The sequence below is a fragment of the Bifidobacterium catenulatum PV20-2 genome (assembly GCF_000800455.1).
Taxonomy (GTDB): Bacteria; Actinomycetota; Actinomycetes; order Actinomycetales; family Bifidobacteriaceae; genus Bifidobacterium; species Bifidobacterium kashiwanohense_A.
The window spans coordinates 2,115,491-2,136,354 of record NZ_CP007456.1 but is presented as its reverse complement, the minus strand read 5'-3'; the positions used below and the strand labels follow the sequence as shown (position 1 = coordinate 2,136,354).

Genomic DNA, 20,864 nt, shown 5'->3' with positions numbered 1-20,864 from the left:
CTTTGGAATTTGGCTAAAACCAGAATTCCAAAGGGCTTACCTGTGGGCGCGCGAAAGAGTCTATGTTCGTGCGCCCGTTGCACTAGGCGGCTAGTCGAGTTCCACGCTGTGTTCCATCGCATCGGCGACCTCCGGATTGGTGGTCACCACGATGATGGCGCGCTTGCGATCGGCATCGCGCTTGAACTTCTTCAACAGCTCCAACACCACGGCCGCATCGTCGGCATCCAATCCAGCGGTCGGCTCGTCGGCGATGATCACTTCAGCCTCGCAGCTCAACGCACGAGCGATGGCCACACGACGCTGGTTCAGTTCGCTTACTTCGCCGACTGCCAGGCCAGACGTCACTTCGTCGAAGCCCACGCGCTTGAGTAGTTCGCGGGCGATTATAGGCTTCGGCTTGAGGAAGTTGCGGTTCGACGCATCCATGGCGTACAGGATATTGCTTTCCGCGTCGAGATCGGGGCGGAAAGCGAAACGTTGCGGAATGAATCCGATGCGGTGTCCCAACATTTCGACCGGTTCGACGTCGCTCAGGTTGGCGCTTTTGTGCATCACATTGCCGCGGTCCGTGCGCACCATGCCGACCATGGTGGCCAGCAATGCCTGATGCTGTTCGCGATCCTCCACGTCCACGAGCACCGCATGTGTGGCGCCCGCATGGAACGACAACGACAGGTCGTCAAGAATATTGCGGCCGGTCTTGCGATTGGTCACGGTCACATGATCGAGCGCGAACGTCGGATTCGCTTTGAAGAAGAACGCATCCTTTTTGCGATTGCGCTTGATTTCGTTGTCAAGCTGTGACGAAACGCTGGTTGCGGAGTCGGCTTTCACCGTTTCATGCGATTCCAGTGCGGTCGGTTCGTCGGAAGAAAGCAAAGCGAGCGTTTCCTTCACTTGATTCGCGTTATTCGCCGCCACGTCCGAATCGTCATTCGTGGTATCCGCAGCGTTATTTGCAGCATCGGCGGTTTCGGCGGCGTCTACAGTATCGTTGCCTGCAACCGCTGCATTGTCATCGTCGTACACCACCGTAAAGTCGATGGATTCAATGGAATCTGCGGAAGATGTGTCAGCTGCAATATCGTCGATTGCAGCATCATCGACGGTCTCGCTTGCCGCGGATTCAGCGGTCTCGTCAACCGCAGCCTCGTCAACCACGGTCTCGTCGATGTTCTCGTTCTTATCGTTCATATTGTCGCTCATGCCGTCACCTCCGAGCGTTCCTCAAACAGTTGGTTCAGGTTGAAGCAGGCCACGCGCACGAACGCCACGATGCCAAGCACCAGGCATGCGCCCAAGCCGTACCAGATCACATTCCACACCGAAGCGGACGTGATCGCCACAGCCTGCCCGCCGGCCCACGCGGTACCGATCGGCTTCGCCAACAGCGCGCCGGCAACCAAGCCGATGATCCAACCCGGAACCGTCATCATGAACGTTTCCAGCATGAACTGCCATCCCAAACGGCCCTTGGTCACGCCGGTGATCATCGCCATGCCGATTTCATCGCGACGGCCGCCGACCGCCGCCCACACAATTAATGCCAGCAACGCGATTCCGCCGACGATCGTCATGGCCAACAGCATGATGCGCGCGGCCGAAGCGGCGGAATCAAGCGGCTCGATTGACTTCTTATAGGCGGTAAGCGACGGCGAGGTGATCTCGTACGTCTTCGTGTCCAACTTGGCTTTCTTCACCGAGCGCACGAACTTGTTGTACGTGGAAGGATTCGCCAGAGAGAACACGATATTGAGATTCGGAACGCCCCATCCCGTGGCCTCCGTCGTGTCAAGCCCGTTCTTGGCGAAGTTGATATACGTCGTGTAGATCACGTTCTCACGATTGTCCTTTGCGTATTTCGCGTCGGAACCGTTGCCCTCAGGCACGTCGCTGTCGTATTCGTAAATGCCGCGCACGGTGAACGTGTACGTTTCGGAAGCCTTCGACGGATTGCCGACCGTCACCTTGTCGCCGACCTTGAGATTGTTCTTATCGGCCAGCGCCTGCGAAATGAGCACGCCGTCGCTTTGCGTCTTATAGCTCAGGTGCTTGCCTTTGACCACTTTGTAGTAGCCGTAATCGTTGATTTTCGCGGCGTCCAACGTGTAGAACGCCTGCAGGGTCAGATTGCCGCCGGTCTTGTCTTCGCTGGTATCGTTTTTCGCGGCGATTGCCTGCAACGACTTGCTTTCGCGCACCGGCACTGACGTTGCCAACGTGTAATTGAAGGTCACGTTGTTGCTCTGCGCGGCCGTTGCATACGTGCTGTACTTTTCCCACGTCAAGTACTTGTCGGTGTAGCTGGAATCGGCACCGTCGCGCTTGGCTTTGGTCTGCGCGGTCGGCCGAATCACCGCAGTGGCTTTCTGCGACTGGTATGTCTCATTATTGGCGGCGTCGTCTGCTCGTATGACTGCCAGATCCACGGCAGCCGAGAAAGACACCAGTAGTGCGAGTAGGGCGATCAGCGCGGTGCGCCATTTGACGCGGCCGAGCGCCGCCCATGCGTTCTTGAGAACGAACATGCGGTACTTCTCCAGTTCTCTGTTATTGCGCGCCGGCGCATGCCGACGTCAGCGTTGGCCGGGACGCGCGCTCCGCAGCAAGGCAGGCCCGTAGCGCATGGTGCGTCCCGTGAAATCATCTTGGGCTTCCAACGTGATTGTTTTCTTGCGCAACACTGTTATACCCCTGCATGAAGTCTGAATGATTCCTGAAAATCGAACGTTGAGCATGGTTGCGGCACTCGCTACGATGGAATCGATGACTTCCGAACAGATTGCGAATACCGGTTCCGTAACGGCCGATCATGGCTCGATTCAGACGCATGCGCAGACTCAGCTTCGGCAGAACGGCTCGTCCAATGGCGGCCCGTCCGAGCGGAAACGTGGTCTGCGATGGCGTCCTGCGATGCTGCATCCGGCGTCGCTCCGCGCGTTATTGCCGTGGCTTACGTCGATTATCGGCATCGCGTCCGCACTATGCCTGGTGATTGCGTGGTTCCCCTCCACGGTATGGAATACGCCGATCGTCAGCAGCGATGCCCCCGCGCATTACTATTTCATTCGCCGCCTGCTTGACGAAGGTTTGGGGGCGGCGCTGCATTTGTGGCCTCATAATTCGTTCTATCCGCCGTTATTCCATGTTTGCGCTTATTTCGTGATCAAAATCGCGGCGCTGTTCGGCGTGCAATGTTCGATTTATGCGGCATTCAATATCACGTGGATCATCGCTTCGGGCGTGATTTTCCCCTCCGGAATGCTGGTATTGTGCAGGTATTTCCTGCAACGTTGGAATCGCGGCAATCCAATTTCCAATCCAATTTCACGTATTTCGCAAGCATCGCCTACGTCTGAATCATCATCCGTATCTGAATCGTCGAATGTTTCAAATCAGCAGGTATCGTCAGCTGTGAATCGGCAATATAACGCCACTCTCGACGCTACTTTCGTTCTGCAGAATCTGATTGGACTGTTCGTGCCCGTGCTCGCCGTCAGCTCGGTATGCCACCCGTACGGACTGCTGAATGCCGGTCCGCTGATCGCATTCGGTTTCGCCACGTCGCTGCTGCCGTTTCTTATCGCTGCCACGTTGCGCTTGTTCGACGCGATCGCCGCACGCGAGCATATAGTGAAATGGCTCGCGATCACTGCTATCGCAGGCGTGGTTTGCCTCGTTGCGCACCCGCGTATCGCATTCACGTACGCTCTGATTCTGGTGCCGTTCATTGTGTTGCGTTTGCCGTGGAAGCTGATTCTGGGTGCGTTTATCGCCATGTGTGTCGGCGCGGTTGCGTTTGTGGCTCTGATGCTTACGTCGTTCAAATCGGACCGTTGGGCGAATCCCGCTTCCTGGTTCCATAGCCATCAGCCGTCCAAGAATTTGTGGGAGTCGATTTCGTTCTGTTTCACGGATGGTCTTGACGGTTTTCCTGCGATTTTGTTCGCATTATTGCTGATTGCGGGAACCGTTGCCGCTTTCGTTTGCGCCTCCCGCCGCGCTGCTATGCGCTCTTCGGATTCGCTTTCGGGTGCTGTTTCCACTGTGGCTCCCGCTTTTTCCGCTGATGCTGATGTTTTGGCTTCCGATACTGAGGTTTCCGCTCCTGCTGTTTCCCCAGTTTCCGCTTCCGGTCTGCCGGCTGCTTCGTGTTCCGATCCTGCCGACGTCTCCTTATCCTCATCATCCGAACCATCTCGACCTCGCCGCAACGATCGCCTGCGTGACGTGATCGCGTTGACGGCCGCGTTTCTGCTGGTCACGCTGGTATATGTGTGCACGGTCACGTTGGTTGGCGCGCTGCCGAATATCATCAGCGCTCCCTGGTATCGCGATGAAAACCGCATTATGACCATGCTTCCCCTGGTTGCGTTGCCGTTGCTTGTCATTGGCGTCAACGCGCTTTCCGAATGCGTTTCCGCGTGCGCCGCATCCGCTTCTTTCGCTCCTTCCGCATCTTCTTTCTCCGCGAAGAATAGTGTTTCTTCTTCTTCCGTTCCTTCTCTTTCTTCTGCGTCTGCTGTTTCTTCCGTGAAGAACGTTTCTCTCGCTTCCAATTGGATCGGCCCACTCGCCGTATTCCTCGTAGTTGCGATACTTGCGGTTTCCGCGCAGATCGTATGCCCGTCTCGCACTGCAGCTCGTGACGCGATCATCGCGCATTCCAGCCTGAACCAAAGCGACCCCAACGAGCAGCTCACCGAGCAGAAAATCACTGTGCTGCGCAAGGTCACGGAACGTACTGGCACTCAGGCCACCATCATTTCCGATCCGTTAAACGGTTCGATGTATGCGGATACGCTGTTCAACGCGAACATGCTGTATCCGATCATCAATGCGCGCACCGATGTGCCATCCGCTCCGTTCGGCAAAGTGGAGACTGCGTTTGCTTCCGGCGATAGGCAGCAGGTGCTTGGCACGGTATGTTCGCTGACCGACGCTCCGGAGTACTTTCTTACGATGGGCGACCAGGCGCAAAGCTTGCAGTCGTTCCCGTATCGCGCCCAATACGATTCCTTCCATAATGAGGAATTGATTGATACGTATGTGGATGGCGGCACGTTGGTGAAGGTTGCCGATTATTCGCAATACGGCCAGGGTTGGGCCCTCTACCGTTTCGGTTGCGCCGATTAATCGATTTTTGGCTGCGCGGCCTTGTTCTGCCGTCGCTTGCACGCGCATATGCAAAACCGCACTTTCGATCAGTTGAGATCTGAATTTGTTCAGGACAACGATCGGTGGTGCGGTTTCGTTTATCTGCTTTTTCTGTTTCTCCGATTTCAGCTTTCAGCTGGGAGGTTTTCTCGGATGGGTTGGCTTGGGGGATTGGCTGTAAACGGATAGTGTGGTTGCGACACGCCCGGATGTTGGTTTGTGGTGGGGTGTTTCGGGGTTTTCCGACGGCCTCTCGCTGCGCGGTGGCGTCGGCCGCCCGTTTTTCCCGTGTTTTCGACACGCCGGTGGATGCGTTGTTTTCCAATGGTTCACGGGGCGTTCATGATGGGCCGGGTTGCGTGGGTGGCCGGTTTCGTGTAGATTGACTCTTCGCTGCCGCTCGGCGAGTGGTTCCCTGGTTGGGGTGCTTCGAGGTGGGTGAGTGGTGGTGGTTTGAGAACTCAAGAGCGTATTTGTACTACTTCTTTATAGTCAATGATTGCCAGTCCGTCTTACGGCCCGCGCGCGTTTGGCGTGGGTGCCGGGAGGCCGGTCAAACGGGACGGGGTTTTTGCGGACAGTCCGTTTTCCTGATAAACGGATGTCGGTTTCTTTTTTTGAGAGTCATCTATTCGATGTCTTTCCACGAGGTTTTTTGTGGAGGGTTCGATTCTGGCTCAGGATGAACGCTGGCGGCGTGCTTAACACATGCAAGTCGAACGGGATCCATCAGGCTTTGCTTGGTGGTGAGAGTGGCGAACGGGTGAGTAATGCGTGACCGACCTGCCCCATACACCGGAATAGCTCCTGGAAACGGGTGGTAATGCCGGATGCTCCAGTCCATCGCATGGTGGTCTGGGAAAGCGTTAGCGGTATGGGATGGGGTCGCGTCCTATCAGGTAGTCGGCGGGGTAACGGCCCACCGAGCCTACGACGGGTAGCCGGCCTGAGAGGGCGACCGGCCACATTGGGACTGAGATACGGCCCAGACTCCTACGGGAGGCAGCAGTGGGGAATATTGCACAATGGGCGCAAGCCTGATGCAGCGACGCCGCGTGCGGGATGACGGCCTTCGGGTTGTAAACCGCTTTTGATCGGGAGCAAGCCTTCGGGTGAGTGTACCTTTCGAATAAGCACCGGCTAACTACGTGCCAGCAGCCGCGGTAATACGTAGGGTGCAAGCGTTATCCGGAATTATTGGGCGTAAAGGGCTCGTAGGCGGTTCGTCGCGTCCGGTGTGAAAGTCCATCGCTTAACGGTGGATCCGCGCCGGGTACGGGCGGGCTTGAGTGCGGTAGGGGAGACTGGAATTCCCGGTGTAACGGTGGAATGTGTAGATATCGGGAAGAACACCAATGGCGAAGGCAGGTCTCTGGGCCGTTACTGACGCTGAGGAGCGAAAGCGTGGGGAGCGAACAGGATTAGATACCCTGGTAGTCCACGCCGTAAACGGTGGATGCTGGATGTGGGGCCCGTTCCACGGGTTCCGTGTCGGAGCTAACGCGTTAAGCATCCCGCCTGGGGAGTACGGCCGCAAGGCTAAAACTCAAAGAAATTGACGGGGGCCCGCACAAGCGGCGGAGCATGCGGATTAATTCGATGCAACGCGAAGAACCTTACCTGGGCTTGACATGTTCCCGACCGCTCCAGAGATGGGGCTTCCCTTCGGGGCGGGTTCACAGGTGGTGCATGGTCGTCGTCAGCTCGTGTCGTGAGATGTTGGGTTAAGTCCCGCAACGAGCGCAACCCTCGCCCTGTGTTGCCAGCACATGATGGTGGGAACTCACGGGGGACCGCCGGGGTCAACTCGGAGGAAGGTGGGGATGACGTCAGATCATCATGCCCCTTACGTCCAGGGCTTCACGCATGCTACAATGGCCGGTACAACGGGATGCGACACGGCGACGTGGAGCGGATCCCTGAAAACCGGTCTCAGTTCGGATTGGAGTCTGCAACCCGACTCCATGAAGGCGGAGTCGCTAGTAATCGCGGATCAGCAACGCCGCGGTGAATGCGTTCCCGGGCCTTGTACACACCGCCCGTCAAGTCATGAAAGTGGGTAGCACCCGAAGCCGGTGGCCTAACCCCTTGTGGGATGGAGCCGTCTAAGGTGAGACTCGTGATTGGGACTAAGTCGTAACAAGGTAGCCGTACCGGAAGGTGCGGCTGGATCACCTCCTTTCTACGGAGTTTTTCAGGACGCCGGTCGGCGTCCGTAGTGTGGCCCGCATGCCGGAGAGAGTCTTCGGAGGGTGTGGGCGTGCTGGTGTGGAAGAGATCGTGGGCTTCGCGGGTTCCGTTGGGGGCCTGCGGGGAGTGGTATGGGTATGCTTTTGGGTTCCCGGACCGCCACCCGCGACGTTTGGTCGCGTGCGGTTTTCCGGATGCCCCTGGCGGGACGCCGTGGGTCTGTGGGCCGCGGGCCGGGTCTTGTCGGGGCGCGTGGTGGTTTGAGAACTGGATAGTGGACGCGAGCAATGCAGGATTGTTGTCCTGCTTGCTTTATCGCGATTTCGCCAGGCTCTTTTTTTGGAGTCTGGTTTCGAGATCGATCGTTTTGTGATCATTTTTTACAGTGTGATGATCTGTCGTCTGGCGTAGAAAAGCTATTATCAGGTTTTTCGGGGCGTGTGCCGCCCTGAAGGGCGTATGGTGGATGCCTTGGCAGACAGTACCGATGAAGGACGTTTGAGGATGCGATAAGCCTCGGGGAGCCTCCAACATGGCTTCGATCCGAGGATTTCCGAATGGGGCAACCCGCCGGCCGTCATGGGCCGGCACGGAACCTTGTTGTTCCGGGGGTACGCAGGGAAGTGAAACATCTCAGTACCTGCAGGAAGGGATACTCCGTGAGTAGTGGCGAGCGAAAGCGGATCAGACCAAACCATGGGCGCGTGATACCCGTCGGGGGTTGCGTCCGTGGTGTTGTGGGAGCGTGTGTCCCGGTTCCGACGGACCGGGCGGGAGTCATAAAACGGCTTGCCAGGGGAACAGGCTTGAAGGCCTGGCCGCAGAGGGTGCCAGCCCCGTACCTGGAAGCTTGCCGTCTTCCGATCATGCGTCCCAAGTAGCGCGGGCCTCGTGGAATCCCGTGTGAATCGGCCCCGACCGTGGGGTAAGTCTAAGCATACCTGTCTGACCGATAGCGTACCAGTACCGTGAGGGAAAGGTGAAAAGCACCCCGGGAGGGGAGTGAAAGAGTTCCTGAAACCGTGCGCCTACAATCCGTCGGAGCCTCCCTGGTGGGGTGACGGCGTGCCTATCGAAAAATGAGTCTGCGAGTCAGTGGTGCGTGGCGAGGCTAACCCGTCGTGGGGGAGCCGTAGCGAAGGCGAGTCTCAAAAGGCGTTTTGAGTCGCGTGCCCTGGACCCGAAGCGGGATGATCTAGCCCTGGGCAGGTTGAAGCGCGGGTAAGACCGCGTGGAGGACCGAACCCACCTGGGTTGAAAACCGGGGGGATGACCTGGGGCTAGGGGTGAAAGGCCAATCAAATTCCGTGATAGCTGGTTCTCTCCGAAATGCATTTAGGTGCAGCGTCGGTTGATTGCATCGCGGGGGTAGAGCTACTGGATGCTTGCGGGCCCGTGTGGGGTACCAATAGCAGCCAAACTCCGAATACCGTGGATGTGTATTCCGGCAGTGAGTCGGCGGGGGATAAGCTCCGTCGTCGAGAGGGAGACAGCCCAGATCGTCGTCTAAGGTCCCGAAGCGTGTGCTAAGTGGGAAAGGATGTGGAGTCGCATAGACAGCCAGGAGGTTGGCTCAGAAGCAGCCATCCTTGAAAGAGTGCGTAACAGCTCACTGGTCTAGTGGTTCCGCGCCGACAATGTAGCGGGGCTCAAGCACACCACCGAAGACGCGGCAACGGTCTTTTCGACCGTTGGGTAGGAGAGCGTCCCCCGAGGGGCGAAGCGGCGGCGCAAGCCGGCCGTGGACTTCGGGGGAGCGAGAATGCAGACATGAGTAGCGAGAGACGGGTGAGGATCCCGTCCGCTGGATGACCAAGGGTTCCGGGGCCACGTTCGTCGTCCCCGGGTGAGTCGGGTCCTAAGGCGAGGCCGACAGGCGTAGTCGAATGGATGAACGGGTGGATATTCCCGTACCGGCAGCGAACCGTCCGAACTGAACGGATGAGTACTAACCTCCGGTCGCGTGGCGTCGTTCCCTTCGGGGTTCGGGGCTCGCGGCTGTTGGGAGCGTAGTCCTGGTAGGTTAGCGCACAGGGGTGACACGGAATGGGAGCCGGCCGCGGAGGTGGTTTTCCGTGGTCAAGCACGCAGCCCGTCCCATAGGCAAATCCGTGGGACATGCAGGGTGAGGTGCGATGATGGGCGTCCTTTCGGACGCGATATCCGGTGGTCCAGGCCGTCGAGAAAAGCCTCGGCGCGAGGGGCGTTGCCGCCCGTACCCCAAACCGACACTGGTGGTCAGGTAGAGAATACCAAGGCGATCGAGCGAATCCTGGTCAAGGAACTCGGCAAATCACTCCCGTGCCTTCGGTATAAGGGAGACCCCCGGACGTGAAGAGGCTTGCCCTCGGAGCGTTTGGGGGTGGCACAGACCAGGGGGTAGCGACTGTTTACCAAAAACACAGGTGCATGCGAAGGCGCAAGCCGCTGTATATGCACTGACGCCTGCCCGGTGCCGGAAGGTTAAGAGGATCCGTCAGCCTTTGTGGTGAAGCGGTGAATTCAAGCCCCGGTAAACGGCGGTGGTAACTATAACCATCCTAAGGTAGCGAAATTCCTTGTCGGGTAAGTTCCGACCTGCACGAATGGCGTAACGACTTCCCCACTGTCTCGACCAGGAGCTCGGCGAAATTGCAGTACGAGTAAAGATGCTCGTTAAGCGCAGAAGGACGAAAAGACCCCGGGACCTTTACTATACCTTGGTATTGGCGTTAGGCGCGGATTGTGTAGCATAGGCGGGAGGCTTCGAAGCGCGGGCGCCAGCCCGTGTGGAGCCGCAAGGTGAAATACCGCTCTGTTCTCGTTTGACGTCTCACCTCGAACAGTGATCCTGTTCAGGGACAGTGCCTGGCGGGTAGTTTAACTGGGGCGGTTGCCTCCCAAAGAGTAACGGAGGCGCTCAAAGGTCCGCTCAGCCCGGTTGGCAATCGGGTTTCGAGTGTAATCGCACAAGCGGGCTTGACTGCGAGAACGACGGTTCGGGCAGGGACGAAAGTCGGAGATAGTGATCCGGTGCCGGCGCACGGGCGCGGCATCGCTCAACGGATAAAAGGTACCCCGGGGATAACAGGCTGATCATTCCCAAGAGTCCATATCGACGGGATGGTTTGGCACCTCGATGTCGGCTCGTCGCATCCTGGGGCTGGAGCAGGTCCCAAGGGTTCGGCTGTTCGCCGATTAAAGCGGCACGCGAGCTGGGTTCAGAACGTCGTGAGACAGTTTGGTCTCTATCCTCTGCGCTCGTTGGAATCCTGAGGAGGCCTGCCCATAGTACGAGAGGACCTGGGTGGACGGACCTCTGGTATGCCGGTTGTCGCGCCAGCGGCATGGCCGGTTGGCTACGTTCGGGAGGGATAACCGCTGAAAGCATCTAAGCGGGAAGCCTGCTCCAAGATTAGGATTCCTTGACGCTTTTCGGAGCGTCTGTAGCCCGCATGTGGAACACGTGTTCGATAGGCCGGAGGTGGAAGCCCTGCGAGGGGTGGAGCCGACCGGTACTAACGGGCGAACGCGGCACACTTTCCAACCCTTGTGGGTTGGGTCTCGTCCTGTGGTGGTTTTCTCGTTGGATGGCAGGGAACGCTGTTTCTTGTGGTCACAATGATGATGTTGGTAAGGCGTTTTGCTTCGCGTCCGTTGTCCGGTTCCCGGACCGCCACGATCGGAATCGGTCGCGTGGCTGGTTCCGTTTGCCGGCCGCCGGTTTCCCGGTTGGCCGTTGTATTGGTTTTGCGGTGGTCATGGCCCAGGTGAGACGCCCGGTCCCTTTCCGAACCCGGAAGCTAAGGCCTGGTCGCGGCGATGGTACTGCACTCGAGAGGGTGTGGGAGAGTAGCACGCCGCCGCATTCAACGTCGGAGGATCCTCCGGTCGAGCCCCGTGGCGGGATTCCCGGGGGTCCTCTTTTTTTATTCGCACGGGGTTCCCGTCGGGCTTCGGCTCCGGGAACCCTTTTTTTTGTTTGCCTTTTGGGTTATTGGCCAAAATGTGTGTCTGGTGGTATGGGGTTAGTCGGTGGTGTTGGGGTATTTTACGCGGGTGTGGAATTCGTTCCAGTCGATGCCGGTGCCGTACCGGTTGGGGATGCCGTAGGTTTCGTATGCGCCTTGTGGGCTGTGTTCCCATGCTTTGCGGTAGAGTTCCTCGATCTGCTGGTCACTGATGGCGTTGGTTATGAGCCATGAGGCTGGTTTGGGCTGTCGGGTGTGTTGATAACACCACCAGCAGATCGCCTTGATTCGGCGCAACAGGCTTAATCCCCGGTGGTGGCGGAGCATGTCGCGGATCCGCCCGTTCCATGACTCGATGAGGTTGTTCGTCGCTGGGATCGGCGTGGTGCAACCCTTGGGTGGTTCCAGGAACGTGAACAGGTGGTTCTCGCGGATACGTCTGCGGATCATGCGTTTGGCTTTGACGAGGCGTTGGTGCTGGTCGGCTATGGTACCGTCCGCGTACGTGCTCTTCTCGTCAAGGAACGCGTCGTACGTTTGCTCCCACTGGTTGTAGGAGGCGAGCCATGCGGCCGCGGCATCCGTGTCCGTCACGCGGCTCAAGGCGACAGCAATCTTCCGCAGTTGTTTGCCTGCCTCGGACCTTGGCTTGATTCCGGTGAGCTGGGTGATGTTCATGCACACGTGAAACAAGCACCGCTGCACCTTGGTATCAGGCCAGTGCTCGCGCAATGCCTTCAGAATGCCACCGCCCCCGTCGACCACCACCGCCAGTGGCGGGGCGATCCTGGCCATGAGATGAGCCCACGCGGCAGCGGTCTCGCTTTTGGCGACGTACCAGCCGATCACATGCCCGCAGGCGATCGCTATCAACACGACCGCATCCCGATGCAAGTGAATACCGTCCAAATGCACCACGTCATACACCTCGTCGACCAGCGGAACCGGCGGCCACAGGCTCCATAACAACTCGTTCATCCGGCGCAGCGTGCGCGCCGGGATCGCATACTCGGCCTGGCTTTGCTTGGACAACAACCAGCGCAGCGACGTCTCCAGATCCGCCGCCCGCCGATCATAGCCGCGCGACAGCGAGCTACCGCAGCCGGGATCCTTGCACCGCCAGCGCGTCCTACCGGCCGAGGTCTTTCCGTTCTTCTTCATCGTGGTGTGACATCCGGGACACAGAGGAATTCTCATACCTTTCAGACAACCACATTCAAACGCTCCTCACGCCTACTGTTATAAGACGTCCCAACCGGTTTCAGACACACATTTTGGCCGACCTGGAAAGTCCCCTCCATCACATTCAAATACCTCCAGACCCTTGCAGCACAAGGCCTCAGAGACAATTCCAGACACACATTTTGGCCAATAACCCTGCCTTTTGGTGTTCGCTTCCCGCGGCGTGCGGGAGGCTTTTGTTCCGGTTGGCTGGGTCGGGGTCTTCCGGCCGTGCCCCTCGTGGGGTTCCCGGAAGGGGCTTTTTTCGTATTCGCGCGGGTTGCCTTCCTCCACCCATTGGAGTTTTTTGGACGCTGAGATGCCTGTCAGCGGGCGGATCGCTCCACCCACTGGGTGTTTTGTTCCTCTGAGAGGCCCGTGGGCGGGAGGATTGTTCCAGTGAGTGGATGGATTTGGATGCTGGTAAACCTGCCAACGTACCAATTCCTCCAGTGACTGGAGGTTTTGGGACGTTTGGAGACCTGTACGCGGGTGTTTTCCTCCAGTGGGTGGAGGTTTTCGGACTGTAGAAAGCCTGTGGGCGTACTGATTATTCCAGTGGCTGGAGGAATTTGGACTGTGAGAGGCTTGGTAGCGAGTAGATTCACTCCAGTGAGTGGGAGATTTAAGACGTTGCGACACGCCGATTTGGGGTTTAGGAGAAACTGTTGTATCCTAATTAAGTTGCGTTTCACGGATAGACACTGTGGAGCGTTGCATAATTGGAGAATTCGCCTAGTGGTCTATGGCGCACGCTTGGAAAGCGTGTTGGTGTAACAGCCTCACGAGTTCGAATCTCGTATTCTCCGCCAGCAGGGCTTTCGGATGATTCCGAAAGCCCTTTTTTCATGCCCGAAAATGGCTTCCTTTCAGCGATTCCAACCAGTTTGGCCCATATGCCATTTTGCCGTGTGATGCCTTCGAATGACGTTGGAAACGCCGATATCGATGACGTATTAGGTGACACACATGACGGACCAAATCGGTGTGTCACTCTATCGTCGAAAGGAACTCCGGCATGTTCTCTCATCCCAACCCGGAGGCGTATGCGTCTGATGCCTCCCACGTCCGCGTCTTCGTCGGGGAACGTGATGCTTCATGTCTAACTTTTTACTCTTTTTACTCTGTTTATTCTTTTTATTCGCTGAAAAGAGTAATAAACGTTGGAATTCCAACGTTCTTGCTTACACTTTTACACTTGTCACTCTCTCTAAGGGGAAGAACACTCTCCAAAATCCTTCTAAACCGTTGGAATCATTGAGATTCTGCACATTTTTCAAGCTTGAATGAGAGTGAAAAAATGTACACGTCCATGTCGGTCGCCACGGCTCCGCAGATCGGAACGGAGGTCCTATGAGCGGGAGACGAAAGTTCGGTTCGGTCCTGGTGCGTTCCGCCCGCGACGGGCATAAGTACGTGCAGGCCCGCTATCAGCCACCGGTATGGGCCTATTCCAAGTGGCCCGACCTGCCGAGGCACTATACGAAGAATTTCGATGCGGAATACACTGCGATGGCCGAAGCATGGCTGGCGGAACAGGAACGGCTCATCAAGCTGGGAAGCTGGGAGCCGCCCCGAATCGAGAAGACCAAGGAACTAAGTTCGACCATAACGTTCCGCGAGTATGCGCTCGACTTCGTGCAGAACCGCAGAAAACCGAACGGACAACGGATAGCGCCGACCACGCGCGAGAAGTACCTGCAATACCTGGACGATTATCTGCTGCCCGTCCTAGGCGACAAGCCGATGGGAAGCATCGGTCCGCGGGACATCGAGAAGTGGGCCGACTCCATGAGGGTGGGCAAGGCCGGCGAGGGTGCCTCCGTCAAGCACAAGGCATATGTGCTGCTGCGTGAGATCTTCAGGGATGCGTGCGAGCGGGAATTGGACCAGGACGGAACCACTCTGCTCAAATCCAATCCGGTGCACATCCGCATGTACAAACCGACGGCTCGTTTTCAGTACGTGGATATCAGTATGGAAGAGCTGAATGCGCTGTATCATGCCATGTCGCAGCGGTTCGCGGTGGTGGTCTACCTGTCCGGGGTCATGGGGCTCCGGCCGGGAGAGGTGTACGGGCTGCAGCGAAGGGACGTGAGGCTCAAGGACGACCTTTCGGAGGGCGTGCTTGACATCGTGAGGGCGGCGAAGGAATACAGTCCGAAGGATCCGGAAACAGGCAAACGCCATAAGAAGGTGCTGGTCAACGAAACCAAGAGCACCGGAAGCGTCAGGCATCCACCGATACCGGGGTTCATCTGCAAGGCGCTGGACCTGCACCTTCGAACATTCGTGCCGGACAATCCAACCGCTTTCCTGTTCACGGGACCAAGGACGTGCGAGGTGGTCAACGCCCAGACGGTACGCAACGCCTGGTACAGGGCGCGCAAAAGCGTTCCGAGGCTTGAAGAGAAGAAGGTTTCCCTCTACAACCTGCGCCACCGTGCCATCAGCCATATGAAGGCGTACACGAATTCGGACAAAACCGTGATGGAATTCGCGGGGCACGAACGGCTGGACACCGACCGGCACTACCAGCATCGGTGGAGACGGAACGGCGAAGAATCATTTCGGGCATGGAGAACGACGCCAAAGACGCGATCCCCTCCGTTTCCGGGAATGACGTACCCGTGCCGCGGAACGCCGGAGGCACATCCGTCGAGATTGCCCGTCTTCTGGAGAGAACCGACGTGGTGGCACGCATAACGCTTCTCAAGGTCATGGACGCCAGCGAACGAGAGGAGGTGATGCGCCGGCTATCGCCCGAGACGAAGGAAGAAACCCTGTCACGGATGCTGATGGAACCCCAATGACCGTACATGGCATGAGCCGATATCGGACGTCGTAACAAGGAACCGACGTGGTAGCTATAAGCCCGGGCAACCGTCCGAACGTAACCGAATCAGGCCGGAGGGGTCAGAAAGGAACGAAACAATGGCAAACGTACGCACGATGGACTCGATTCATCGGCTGTTGGCGGTCACCGTCTCTGTAGCGGCACAGCTGCTGGGATTCAAGGACACCAAAAGCATCTACACGCTCATCAGACAGGGCAAAATCAGAGCTCGCAAATCAGGACGTATTTTCCTGATCAGCTACAAATCACTGGAAGATTACGTCGAAGGATGCTGAGAGGCATCGCAGGAAAGGAAAAGCGTCTGTCGCTGAACAACGACAGACGCCAACAAAACCAATGAACAGTGTAACGCAAAAAAACGGAAAAACAAAGCAGACCGACTATGTTCTGACGCCAATGCTCAATGAACTGGTACGGAACGTCGAATTCCTGGGAGAAAACGTGTGGTTTCCATCTGGAGCGATCACTATATTGGGTGGACGCAAACGCTGTGGCAAAAGCATCCTCGCGCTATATGAGTGCGCGAGATTCTCGGCCATGGGCAAGAAGGTCCTCATCGTGCAGCGAGAGGACGATGCCGGTCTCGTAAAGGCAAAACTGCAATGCATGGGCCGATCTGGGCAACATCATGCTGTACAAACGTCGTGCCGGCGGAATCGAGTACTGTGGCTTCGACGCCGGGGACCTGCGGGGAATCGTGGAATCGGCCGAAAGGATGCACTGTACATAGACCCATTGCATGGTCTCGCCGCCGGCCGTATGAATGACCAGCAGTCCGCCGACTGTCTGATCGCGCTCGACGCCATGGCGAAAAGAAACAACTGCTGCGTGCTGGGCGTGCTTCACGCGAAAAAGGATCCGGAGGACGTGTCATACGCCATTTCCGGATCCGACCAGTGGGTGGCCAAGGCACGTTCCTACCTCTACCTTGAAACATGTCCGAACGTATCCGATGTGACCGTGTGCCAGCAGGTGGATGCGTCGTACTCCGATACCGTCAACGCCAAAATCCGCTTCGGGATACGTGAATGCGTCGGCGACGACGGAGAGACGTTTCCGGTACGGGTCGTGGTCGAAACCGCGCCGACCGACGATACCGCCCAAGACTATCTGGATCTCAAAAACGTCATGAAAGAGGATCGGACGGACCCGGTGGTCAGGGAGGCCATGGCCGAATGGATGCATGCTGCCGTCCATTTGAATGGCAATCATATGCTGACGAGAGAGCTGTTCCATCAGGCGGAGAGCAAGGACCGCAGGTGGACTCCCGCGAAGCTCAGAAAGGCTTTCTTTCTGGCCGGCTTGGGGCAGGCCAGGGCGGCTGAACGCGGCAGCCGTTCCATCGTCTACCTTAAGGATCCATCCGAATACTCGGGTGAGGAGGCGGAACGTCTAGATGTGGGATCCACCCCGGAAACGCTCGCCAAGGAATGGGTCGCGACCGTGCCACGCTGAATTATCAGGTGGAACGTTATGTTCCATCTGATATTTTCTCCGCATCGGGGAATATCAACCTCGACATTATGCCGAGGTTGATATTCTGGTCCGGTTCCGGTCGTCTTGATTGTGAAACCGTCTATGAGGACGGATGCTGTGTGGGAGAGCGGGGGATGCTTAAAACCTGAATATCAGATGCAACATAATGTTGCATCTGATATTTCTCGTTGCCACGCAAAGCGGGGGGGACAGACAACAGAAATAGACGAACAGACGCAGCGGATAGCAAAGCAAGACGAAAAAGCAAGAAGAAGACATACAGAAAAGAGAAGAATCACACAATCAAAAGCAGACCAGAAGAACAAAGCAAGACAACACAGACAGAAAAACAAGCCATACCCACAACCAAAGCAGAAAACCAAAAACTATATACATGAAAAAGAAACCACGGGCGTCAGCCGCGGAGCAGGATGCAAGACGCCCGTGGCTTATTTCTGATGCTAAAAGTTGTGGTTTTCATGGGTTTTCGTTGGATCCATGGCTTCTGTCTGTGGCTCTCGTTGCCTTGGGACTGCTTGGTTCTCATTGGCTTTGATGGCTGATCGTGTCTTGTCTGTCATTTTTTTCTTCTGGTGCGGTCTGTGGTTCCTCTGGTTTTTCTATGTGGTTTGCTGGTTTCGGCGCTGTTGGTCTATGGATCCTCTTTGATGAGGTTTTTAGTGACGTAAAATTCCCATTTTTATCGTGTCAAGAAGTCGGAATCTGAACGTTGAACGTCACTGCCTGTAAGAAAAAACTAGAATCTTGGCGGGTTCCGAAGGGGAGCTCAAAAAGTAGATATAGGAAGGGATGCTATGCGTCGTAAGATATCGGCAGCGGTTAGTGCTGCGCTCATGTTTTTGGGATTAGGCTTCGCGGTGCCTGCAGCGTCAGCCGTTGAATCTTCTCGTCCAACAACTCGCATACGGTGTGATTTTTATTATCAAGGTCAGTGCTATGACCACTGGATTCCCACTCCGGATTCATGCAAAGGAGTGGGCGTTTGGGGGACTGCGTGGCAACAGGCTGTTTGCATGGCCTTGAACGGCGTAGGGCAAAGGGGATAATAGCTATGGAATATCTCGTAATCATCGGCGTAATTCTGCTGATTGCAATCGTTTCTTATTCCGCATCGCAGCACCGTTTGGATAGCAAAGCAGCCAAGTTGCAGCACGGGAATGATGAAGAGCGCCAATTGGCTGGTGAGTTACGTGACATTTCCAGACAAATAGATCAAGGGAAATATTTCTATAGGTAATTCTTGGAGAGAAACATGCATTAATCATGGCATGCTTCTCTCTTACTGGAATCTGTTGGATAGGTAAAGGGCCGATGCCTTCGGGCATCGGCCCTTTACGCTCCTAACGGCTGTGCCGGTGGCGTGGTTGCCTGATTTCGTGATGGCTGGTGTTGTCTCTTTCCGTTCACTGCCCAGGCGCCCTGCGCCCTTTTATAAGAATCTTTTAATATCTTTTAGACTCCCGCGAGAGCAGTTGGCAGTAGGCGATTCGCAACTTTAAAGAGAACTTTTTGGGAGAGAAAAATACTTTTTTAATTATTGTCCTTTGTATGCTAGGTAAATGTTTCCAGTTAGTGCGGCCTGATGCCGAACCCATTTCTTCACGGCGGAACAGTGTCAAGAAACATGTTATGGGTTGTGGGCTGACAGCCTTATTTCTGCCCGGTGACGATTCCCCAATTGGCTGTTTTTCGGATCGGAACCCATTTCTGGCGGAGGGCGGACTACTTGATCACGTTGGCATCTCGACGAAATTATCAACTGCGTAATAATTCCGCAGTTGATATCACACTTTTTAAGTATCGCATCGCTTCCATATGCAACGTTTGTTCTGGCAATTAACGTGATTGGAGCCGAATTGGAATATCTGACGGGCCATTGTGACCCATCAGATATTCCGTGCTTAAGCGCCTTCATACGTGCTGCTTGTCGGTCCTCGTCATGGCAGCACGGGCGTATGAAAAGCAAGAAGCTGCCGCCCCAAAAGCCCTACGCTTCGCTCCGGTCTGCTTTTGGGTTGCCTAGAAATGCCCCATGATCCATATCTCGTTGCATCTGATTTGGCCGGATCTGGCGTGGAAGTCGGAGCAAAGCATGTGTAACGGACCCCATAACCCTTGGAATTATTAGGTTTGTGGCTTTTGAACAGAAAATGCATACTATAAACAACTCTCTAAAGTGTAAAAGTGTAAGCAAGAACGTTGAAATTCCAACGTTTTGTTACTCTTTTCAAAACCGTGAAGAGTAAAAAGAGTAAATGTGTAAAAGTGTAAATCAGAGGCCCTGATAGGCGCTTAGAGTGACAAATAGAGTGCTACAATCAAACCAGTAATCGCTGAAAGCCTTGCTATTACTGGGTTTGAGGATAGTTGTTGGGGGAATCTCGTGTTCTCCGCGGACAGGGTCCACAGGTAAAACTGTGAACCCTTTTTTCATGCTCAAAACGGCCATTTTCCAACGTTTTTGGCTTTTTTCCAATGTTTTCGACCACTCCTCACAATGTCGTGAGAGACCGTCAAATGGGCTAAGATGTTGGGCGAGATTAGGCATGATCCATATCGCGCCCAATTAGCACGGTTCCGCCCGCTGTTCCGAGGAGATGGGGTCATGGGTGCGAGAAGACGTTTCGGTTGCATTGATCCGAAGCCGAACAAGAAGAACCCGACGAGTCTCGAGGCGTCGTATCCGGTTCCGGTGTGGGCCTATGAGAAGTTCGCGGACATGCTGGAAGGCAAGAAGCGCCTATCGCAGCGTTTCCAGTTCGATCCGAAGGATCCCGAGGATCGCCGGCAAGCGGAGGCCGACGCCGAGGCGTGGCTCAACAAGGTGGAGCGCGAGATCAACCGCGGCACGTGGCAACCGCCGAAGCGCGAGGCCTACGAGTGCCACTTGCGATCAACCGAACCGGCGCTCGCAGACGATGAACAAGCGGCAGGATTACGACGAAGAGATCCTGATCCGCGGTATTCAAACAAACATGACGGCCAACACCACAACCGTCATAGCTGTACTGGCTCCAGTCACGCGCGCCGTTGAGCAGCAGAGAGCGACGCGAATCGAAGTGCTCAAGGAGAACGGTATTAGGCATGTCGAGCGATTCGAGAATATCCAAAGCGGTTTCCTTGACGCCTCGATCCCACTTGCTGCGCGGTTGATAATTAGCTTCGATTGCCCTGTAGGTTTCGTTGATAGTCTTCATTCTTGATACTCCATTCCAGCCCTCTCGCTAAAACGAGAGGGCTTATGAATCGGTTTGGTTTAAGCAAACCCCAAGAGTGTTGCACCACTCTTGGGGTATTTTCATCAGGCGGGAACCCCGCCAAACATGTTCGAATGAACAAAATCCCGGCAGCCAAAAGCAACCGGGATTCATTAGCATGAGCAATTACGCGCCCAACGGAACGGCCTCCTCACGCGCGGTATCCGGTGCAACGTCTATATCACCGTCACCCCACAGCACCGTACCGAGACCGGCACGCGCAGTAGCGAACACCGTAGGATCATTCAGCCCAGCGAACGCCGGATAGTCAAAATACTTAGCCATATCCAAGACGCCGCTATAACCATCGTTAAACCTGACCGCCACACGGTGGCCGTCCAACGGGACCGCGTCAGTCACAAGAATCACGTCATCGCACATAATGCAACCTCCCTACCTAAGCGGCTCAACCGGGCCCGGCTGCACATGGGCTTCAACGCACTTCCAATTGGATTCAAGATCCTCACGGTGTATTTCAGCCCACGCCAGCACAAGACGTTCCTGTTTCCGAGGCAAACCGCCCTTAATCAAATCGCCATCAAACGAGTACTTAGCCCAATGACCATTATATTCCGCATGAAAATGCTTCACGGGGCCGTGGTCATTGGCGTACATGTAAATGACGATACCGAAAAACCTACTGATTCCCGGCAATTATGCCACCTCCTTACTCTAACGCCGATAATATCGGCTGAACATTAATATTTCGTGGGCCAGCCACGCCATAAAGAC

At 56.0% G+C, this 20,864-nt stretch carries 12 protein-coding genes, 1 tRNA gene and 3 rRNA genes; 11 read left to right on the top strand and 5 right to left on the bottom strand.

Annotated elements, in window-relative coordinates; genetic code table 11:
- Positions 1-90: 90 nt before the first annotated feature.
- A complete protein-coding gene (locus tag AH68_RS09180) occupies positions 91-1,209 on the bottom strand; it encodes an ATP-binding cassette domain-containing protein (protein ID WP_039199405.1) in 1,119 nt (372 codons plus the stop codon).
- The gene (locus AH68_RS09175; RefSeq protein ID WP_039199404.1) at positions 1,206-2,531 is read right to left on the bottom strand and encodes an ABC transporter permease; all 1,326 of its coding nucleotides are present in this window, start codon (positions 2,529-2,531) and stop codon (positions 1,206-1,208) included. Before AH68_RS09175 ends, AH68_RS09180 begins: the two co-directional genes overlap by 4 nt.
- Before the next feature lie 238 nt (positions 2,532-2,769).
- Here AH68_RS09175 and AH68_RS09170 point away from each other — a divergent pair, with 238 nt between their 5' ends.
- From AH68_RS09170 to rrf, 4 genes are all read left to right on the top strand, one after another.
- Entirely contained in the window at positions 2,770-5,139 is a 2,370-nt protein-coding gene (locus AH68_RS09170; protein WP_236682405.1) for a DUF6541 family protein, read from the top strand.
- 675 nt (positions 5,140-5,814) lie between these two features.
- Positions 5,815-7,342: ribosomal RNA gene (locus AH68_RS09165) — 16S ribosomal RNA — on the top strand.
- A gap of 447 nt (positions 7,343-7,789) precedes the next feature.
- A 23S ribosomal RNA gene (locus AH68_RS09160) occupies positions 7,790-10,870 on the top strand.
- Positions 10,871-11,080: 210 nt separating this feature from the next.
- Positions 11,081-11,198: ribosomal RNA gene (gene rrf / locus AH68_RS09155) — 5S ribosomal RNA — on the top strand.
- Together the 16S, 23S and 5S rRNA genes form the textbook arrangement of a ribosomal RNA operon.
- A 159-nt stretch (positions 11,199-11,357) precedes the next feature.
- Here rrf and AH68_RS09150 read toward each other — a convergent pair.
- Positions 11,358-12,497, bottom strand: coding sequence for an IS1249 family transposase (locus AH68_RS09150; protein ID WP_039197933.1), 1,140 nt, complete (start codon positions 12,495-12,497; stop codon positions 11,358-11,360).
- A gap of 748 nt (positions 12,498-13,245) precedes the next feature.
- Between AH68_RS09150 and AH68_RS09145 the strand changes: the two genes are divergently transcribed.
- The 7 genes from AH68_RS09145 to AH68_RS09120 all read left to right on the top strand — a co-directional run bounded on the left by AH68_RS09145 (position 13,246) and on the right by AH68_RS09120 (position 19,909).
- A tRNA-Ser gene (locus AH68_RS09145) sits at positions 13,246-13,333 on the top strand.
- 541 nt (positions 13,334-13,874) lie between these two features.
- Positions 13,875-15,227 (top strand): tyrosine-type recombinase/integrase, encoded by a 1,353-nt coding sequence (locus AH68_RS09140; RefSeq protein ID WP_039199402.1) that lies wholly within the window; start codon positions 13,875-13,877, stop codon positions 15,225-15,227.
- A gap of 228 nt (positions 15,228-15,455) precedes the next feature.
- Positions 15,456-15,653, top strand: a complete 198-nt coding sequence (locus AH68_RS09135) for a helix-turn-helix domain-containing protein (protein WP_039199401.1) — start codon at positions 15,456-15,458, stop codon at positions 15,651-15,653.
- Between the two features lie 61 nt (positions 15,654-15,714).
- The gene (locus AH68_RS10435) at positions 15,715-16,833 is read left to right on the top strand and encodes an AAA family ATPase (RefSeq protein WP_081995925.1); all 1,119 of its coding nucleotides are present in this window, start codon (positions 15,715-15,717) and stop codon (positions 16,831-16,833) included.
- Between the two features lie 138 nt (positions 16,834-16,971).
- Positions 16,972-17,313, top strand: coding sequence for a hypothetical protein (locus AH68_RS10655; RefSeq protein WP_144245730.1), 342 nt, complete (start codon positions 16,972-16,974; stop codon positions 17,311-17,313).
- Between the two features lie 613 nt (positions 17,314-17,926).
- Positions 17,927-18,112 (top strand): hypothetical protein, encoded by a 186-nt coding sequence (locus AH68_RS09125; protein WP_039200051.1) that lies wholly within the window; start codon positions 17,927-17,929, stop codon positions 18,110-18,112.
- A 1,368-nt stretch (positions 18,113-19,480) separates the two neighbouring features.
- Positions 19,481-19,909 carry a hypothetical protein gene (locus AH68_RS09120; protein ID WP_039199398.1) on the top strand — a complete coding sequence of 143 codons (429 nt, stop codon included), beginning with the start codon at positions 19,481-19,483 and terminating at the stop codon, positions 19,907-19,909.
- Positions 19,910-20,258: 349 nt separating this feature from the next.
- Here AH68_RS09120 and AH68_RS09115 read toward each other — a convergent pair whose 3' ends face one another.
- Together AH68_RS09115 and AH68_RS09110 are read right to left on the bottom strand one after the other, a co-directional pair.
- Complete coding sequence (locus AH68_RS09115; protein WP_039199396.1) at positions 20,259-20,513, bottom strand: DUF2442 domain-containing protein; 255 nt, start codon at positions 20,511-20,513, stop codon at positions 20,259-20,261.
- 12 nt (positions 20,514-20,525) lie between these two features.
- Positions 20,526-20,747 carry a DUF4160 domain-containing protein gene (locus AH68_RS09110; RefSeq protein WP_236682404.1) on the bottom strand — a complete coding sequence of 74 codons (222 nt, stop codon included), beginning with the start codon at positions 20,745-20,747 and terminating at the stop codon, positions 20,526-20,528.
- Positions 20,748-20,864 lie beyond the last annotated feature (117 nt).

Excerpts from the sequence above, each read along its gene's own strand:
- AH68_RS09180 (WP_039199405.1), bottom strand. The coding sequence starts at position 1,209 with ATGAGCGACAATATGAACGATAAGAACGAGAACATCGACGAGACCGTG.
- AH68_RS09175 (WP_039199404.1), bottom strand. The coding sequence starts at position 2,531 with ATGTTCGTTCTCAAGAACGCATGGGCGGCGCTCGGCCGCGTCAAATGG.
- AH68_RS09170 (WP_236682405.1), top strand. The coding sequence starts at position 2,770 with ATGACTTCCGAACAGATTGCGAATACCGGTTCCGTAACGGCCGATCAT.
- AH68_RS09150 (WP_039197933.1), bottom strand. The coding sequence starts at position 12,497 with ATGAGAATTCCTCTGTGTCCCGGATGTCACACCACGATGAAGAAGAAC.
- AH68_RS09140 (WP_039199402.1), top strand. The coding sequence starts at position 13,875 with ATGAGCGGGAGACGAAAGTTCGGTTCGGTCCTGGTGCGTTCCGCCCGC.
- AH68_RS09135 (WP_039199401.1), top strand. The coding sequence starts at position 15,456 with ATGGCAAACGTACGCACGATGGACTCGATTCATCGGCTGTTGGCGGTC.
- AH68_RS10435 (WP_081995925.1), top strand. The coding sequence starts at position 15,715 with ATGAACAGTGTAACGCAAAAAAACGGAAAAACAAAGCAGACCGACTAT.
- AH68_RS09125 (WP_039200051.1), top strand. The coding sequence starts at position 17,927 with ATGGAATATCTCGTAATCATCGGCGTAATTCTGCTGATTGCAATCGTT.
- AH68_RS09120 (WP_039199398.1), top strand. The coding sequence starts at position 19,481 with ATGGGTGCGAGAAGACGTTTCGGTTGCATTGATCCGAAGCCGAACAAG.
- AH68_RS09115 (WP_039199396.1), bottom strand. The coding sequence starts at position 20,513 with ATGTGCGATGACGTGATTCTTGTGACTGACGCGGTCCCGTTGGACGGC.
- AH68_RS09110 (WP_236682404.1), bottom strand. The coding sequence starts at position 20,747 with ATGTACGCCAATGACCACGGCCCCGTGAAGCATTTTCATGCGGAATAT.